The organism is Psychrobacter sp. FME6, from assembly GCF_014861365.1.
In the GTDB taxonomy this organism is placed as follows: Bacteria; Pseudomonadota; Gammaproteobacteria; order Pseudomonadales; family Moraxellaceae; genus Psychrobacter.
In genome coordinates this window covers 1-5,047 of sequence record NZ_RRYW01000140.1, presented here as the reverse complement: position 1 = coordinate 5,047, position 5,047 = coordinate 1, and the positions used below count along the sequence as shown (strand labels likewise).

Sequence of the window (5,047 nt, the reverse complement as noted above, 5' to 3'; positions counted from 1 at the left end):
TTCTCTTTGTTGTGGTAAACAAGAGTGTAAGGCGTTGCTTATTTTTTTCAACTATTTCCCAATTCTATACAGCCCCTAGTGATTATACGTCCGTGTTGATGCTTTTTTACTACTTTTAAAACAAGTTATAGGCCGTTCTAAATAAAAGCGATACGATTGTAATAAAGTGAATAGCCAGATGCTGCTGTTATAAGTTTTTCTTGCTTGCTGTTTGCAAGCGTGACAGAGGCTGAAAAAACTTACTCCTGTAGCACTATCGATTTTAAAATCAATCAACTATATATATTCATTTTTTATTAGGTATTTTCGATAGCGTAAGTTGGCTCAAATAAACCTAATGACATGGCTTGTTTGACCATTCCCATAATGTCGCTATCAACGATGTCAAATAACGTATCTAAATCATCAATAACATAGTAAATAGGCTGGATATGATCGATACGATAAGGCGTACGTAACACGTCGAGCAAATCAAATGCTCTATACTCTGGTTGTTTTGATTGAGATTGGGGTTGATGCACAGAACTATCACTGAGCGCATAAACCGTTTCAGACGGTGAGCTTAAGATACCGCCGCCATAGATACGACGATTTTCAGGGCGACTACCAACCAAACCAAACTCGATGGTAAACCAGTAAAGTCGTGCCAAAAACCATCTTTCTTCTTTACTGGCATTGATTCCGAGCTTGCCATACGTCTCATTGAAAGCGGCAAACGCAGGATGGGTGAGCAGCGGACAATGTCCGACGATTTCATGAAAAACATCAGGTTCTTCAATATAATCCATATCCTCAAAGCGACGGATAAAGGTAGCTACTGGAAAGGATTTATTGGCTAAGAGTTTAAAAAACTTACCAAAACTGATTAGCGCCGGAACAGCAGTCGTCTGCCAGCCGGTAGTCGCTTGCAGCACGTCATCGATATCATGGAGTTGGGGTATATGTGTCTTTGGGAGTTTTAGCTTATCTAAACCCTCTAGATAGGCTGAGCAGGCACGGTTGGGTATTTGCGTGGCTTGACGCACCAGCAGCGTTTGCCACATGGCGTTTTCATCGTCACTGTAATGAATGTAACCTTGACTGTCTGGCTGACGCGACACATAAGGTTGCTTTTTATGAGTCGCGTCGTCACGAGTGGATGCTTCAAAGGTCAGCGTACTGACACTGACCGTCTTATGAGCAGTGATATGTTGGCGGCGTTCCATGCCTAATTTCCTTTTATTACAATAAATATCGTACTTTGATACCAGTAGGCTCAATAACCATCATTTATTCTGATAACCTAGTGTGCAAGACACAGAGTAAAGGGGAGCAAGACAAAATCCTTTTGCCCTGCCCGTTTATCGCTTTTATTGACTTAAAGCCCGACTGGAAACTATGGCGTTTCAGTCTCTGGCTGACCAACTGTACCGCGACGGACTTGGTCACGCTCGATAGATTCAAACAGGGCTTTAAAGTTACCTTCACCAAAACCATCTTCGTAATCACCTTTGCGTTGGATAAATTCGAAGAATACGGGGCTACCCAAAATAGTTTCAGAAAAAATCTGTAGCAGCAAACGTGGTGCACCGCTCTCAGTCGTACCATCTAATAAGATACCGCGCATCTGTAGCTCAGAGACATTTTCACCATGATTCGGTAGACGCTCATCTAGCATCTGATAATAAGTGTCATTTGGTGCCGTCATTAGCGGAATACCAGCAGCTTTTAGCTTATCAATACTGGCAAACAAATCATCACAGGCCAAGGCAATGTGCTGAATGCCTTCACCATTGAAATGCATCAAGTACTCTTCGATTTGTCCGCCGCCCTGCTTTGATTCTTCGTTCAATGGAATACGGATTTTGCCATCAGGCGCGGTCATGGCTTTACTGGTCAGACCCGTGTATTCGCCTTTGATATCGAAATAGCGGATTTCGCGGAAGTTAAAGATACGCTCATAAAAGTTTGCCCAATAAGCCATGCGACCACGGTAAACGTTATGGGTTAAATGATCGATGACCTTAAAGCCATGACCAATAGGGTTTCTGTCTACATCGGCAAAAAACTCAAAGTCGACGTCATAGATAGATTCGCCGTCTTGATAGCGGTCGATAAGATAAATCAATGAACCACCAATGCCTTTGATAGCAGGCAATCTAAGCTCCATCACCCCAGTTGGCACGTCTACGGGCTGAGCGCCCATCTCGATTGCACGCTCATAAGATTTTTTGGCATCTTGGACACGAAAACCCATACTGCAAGCACCAGCACCATGCTCTTCAACGAAGTAGCTGGCTTGGCTTTTTGGCTCACGGTTTAAGATAAGATTGATATCACCTTGGCGGTAAAGCGCAACGTCCTTTGAGCGATGGTTGGCAACATGGGCAAAGCCAAGCTGCTTAAATAATGCGTCAACCGCATCAGGTTGAGGTGAAGCGAATTCAACAAAATCAAACCCGTTTAGCCCCATTGGGTTTTCAAATAAATCTGCCTTTAACTCTGACATTGTCATCATCCTTAATTTCAATTGGTGGTATAAAACGCTAAAAATCAGCCAAAAATAGATTTCAATCAATAATTCTTATTGACGATGCATTTATATTAGATTAGGTTTATTTATAAGACTAATTGTTTTTTATGATTTATTTATCAGGTTTACTTATGAATATCAGCATTCGCCAATTGACCGCATTTATCAAAGTCGCTGACAACGGTAGCTTTACCCGTGCCAGCGATCAGATGCATTTGACCCAATCTGCCGTCAGTGGGTTGATAAAAGAATTAGAATCTAACCTTGGAATTGTATTGTTTGACCGCACCACACGCCAGCTGTCTTTATCGGTAGTAGGGCATCATTTGCTGCCACAAGCTCGGCGAATTTTGAATGAGATGCAGTTGTTTGAAAATGAGGCCAGCAGTTTGACGAGTTTAGCGCAAGGCAATGTAAGACTGGCTGTTTCGCAGTTTGCTGCCTCATCCATGCCAGCGGTTATCGCTCAATTTGCCAAAATACATCCCGAGATTAGCGTGTCGTTATTGGACTGTTCAGCCGAAAACCTACTGAGACATGTTCAAGATATTGAGGTGGATTTGGGCGTCGGAACCGAGCTTGAGCTGATAGAGACTGAAGATGACATCAATGCCGATTTGCTATATCAGCTGCCATTTTGTGTGGTCATGCCTGACACCCATACGCTGGCGCAAAAAACTGAAATCACGTGGCAAGATCTGTTAGACATTCCACTCATCACCCTGCAAGGTCCTTTTCTTGAGCAAGTAACCACTGAGCTGGATGAAAGTATCGTCAACCATATTCAGCAGGCGCGTTATAAGGTGAATTTTATGTCGACTGCCCTTGAGATGACTCGCCAAGGTTTCGGTATCACATTATGTTTGCCTTATATGCCCGAAGTGATAGATTGGGTAAGCGCCAATGGCTTACAAATGAGGCCATTGGCGCAACCTATTAAGACGCGGCAGTTTTTTATCTATCAGCGTTCTTCTCGTGCATTATCACCGGCTACCATTGCCTTTAAAGGTTTTTTACAGAGCTATTTTTCTAGCCATTTTAATGACTTACAGCGTATTTAAGCACTGCCTTCAGTGGCATTATCAACGCTTAAAAATACTTGAAGCACAATGGCTCTCATCAACAGTTTTATTAATTATTCAAGATAACTGAATCTAACGTTGAGTTAATCCGTAAACTGGTTTATGCTTTTTAGCGCCTTAACTCATACCCTTTGTACTTATATATATTGTACTTATATACATTGTAAGGAAAAAAAATGTTTGAACGTATCGATTATTACGCTGGCGATCCAATTTTAGGATTGATGGAAAAGTTTTTGGCGGATAACAATCCCGATAAAGTAAATCTAGGCATTGGTATTTATTATGATGAACATGGCGTCATGCCTGTACTCGACTGTGTAAAAACGGCTGAACAGCGTATTGCCGACCCTATTTCGCCGCGTCCATACCTACCGATGGCAGGCTTACCAGGACACCGTAAAGGCTGTCAGGCATTACTTTTTGGTAAAGACGCACAGATTTTAAAAGATGGCTTAGTCGCTACGATTGCGACTATTGGTGGTTCTGGTGCGTTAAAAGTTGGTGCTGAATTTATTCATGAATGGTTCCCGCAATCTAAATGCTATGTCAGTGACCCAACGTGGGGCAACCACATTGCTATCTTTGAAGGCTCTGATGTCGAAGTCGGTAAATATCCGTACTACGACACCGCTACTGGTGGCATCAAATTTGATGAAATGATCGCGTTTTTTGAGACGTTGAATAAAAACGATGTGGTCTTATTACATCCTTGCTGCCACAACCCAACGGGCGTTGATTTGACTCGCGAGCAGTGGGATACCGTGCTAAATGTCATTCAAGCGCGTGAGTTAATTCCATTTATGGACATTGCTTACCAAGGCTTTGGCGAAGATATGGACAGCGACGCTTACGCTATACGTAAAGCCGTCGATATGGGTTTGCCTCTGTTTGTCAGTAACTCATTCTCCAAAAACTTATCGCTATATGGCGAGCGTGTCGGCGGTCTATCAGTGGTTTGTCCAACAGTAGATGAAACTGAGCGCGTCTTCGGTCAGCTGAACGCTACCGTACGCCGTATCTACTCAAGCCCGCCATCACATGGTGGCCGTGTAGTCGACATCGTCATGAATGACGAAGCGCTACATGAGCAATGGATTGGCGAAGTTTATGCGATGCGCGATCGTATTAAAGCCATGCGCTTTAAGCTCAAATCAGTGTTAGAAGCCAAAATACCGAACCGTAACTTTGATTATATTACCAATCAAAATGGCATGTTTAGCTTCACAGGATTGACGCCTGAGCAAGTCGCACGTTTACAGAGTGATTTTGGTATTTACATGATCTCTAATTCGCGTATGTGTGTGGCGGGATTGAACACCAGTAACATCGATTATGTTGCCAATGCGATGGCAGACGTTTTAAAAGATTAAGATAGACTATTTCACTAAAAATATCGGTGGTGTTCTAAAAAGTATGCTGGCATCAGACGTAGCCATAATTGATGTAAAAG

4 protein-coding genes are annotated in these 5,047 nt (G+C 42.8%); 2 read left to right on the top strand and 2 right to left on the bottom strand.

Going from position 1 to position 5,047, the window contains the following annotated elements:
- Positions 1 to 296 precede the first annotated feature (296 nt).
- Entirely contained in the window at positions 297 to 1,205 is a 909-nt protein-coding gene (gene phhA, locus EI162_RS13295; protein WP_192524795.1) for a phenylalanine 4-monooxygenase, read from the bottom strand.
- 170 nt (positions 1,206 to 1,375) lie between these two features.
- Positions 1,376 to 2,488: a 4-hydroxyphenylpyruvate dioxygenase gene (gene hppD, locus EI162_RS13290; RefSeq protein ID WP_225737003.1), complete on the bottom strand. Its 1,113-nt coding sequence runs from the start codon at positions 2,486 to 2,488 to the stop codon at positions 1,376 to 1,378.
- A 155-nt stretch (positions 2,489 to 2,643) separates the two neighbouring features.
- On the opposite strand from hppD, the gene EI162_RS13285 reads away from it, so the two are divergent.
- Both EI162_RS13285 and EI162_RS13280 read left to right on the top strand, forming a co-directional pair.
- The gene (locus EI162_RS13285; RefSeq protein WP_192524794.1) at positions 2,644 to 3,573 is read left to right on the top strand and encodes a LysR family transcriptional regulator; all 930 of its coding nucleotides are present in this window, start codon (positions 2,644 to 2,646) and stop codon (positions 3,571 to 3,573) included.
- Between the two features lie 197 nt (positions 3,574 to 3,770).
- A complete protein-coding gene (locus EI162_RS13280; RefSeq protein ID WP_192524793.1) occupies positions 3,771 to 4,967 on the top strand; it encodes an aromatic amino acid transaminase in 1,197 nt (398 codons plus the stop codon).
- Positions 4,968 to 5,047: the final 80 nt, after the last annotated feature.

Coding starts and splice junctions, on each gene's coding strand:
- phhA (WP_192524795.1), bottom strand. CDS start 1,205: ATGGAACGCCGCCAACATATCACTGCTCATAAGACGGTCAGTGTCAGT.
- hppD (WP_225737003.1), bottom strand. CDS start 2,488: ATGTCAGAGTTAAAGGCAGATTTATTTGAAAACCCAATGGGGCTAAAC.
- EI162_RS13285 (WP_192524794.1), top strand. CDS start 2,644: ATGAATATCAGCATTCGCCAATTGACCGCATTTATCAAAGTCGCTGAC.
- EI162_RS13280 (WP_192524793.1), top strand. CDS start 3,771: ATGTTTGAACGTATCGATTATTACGCTGGCGATCCAATTTTAGGATTG.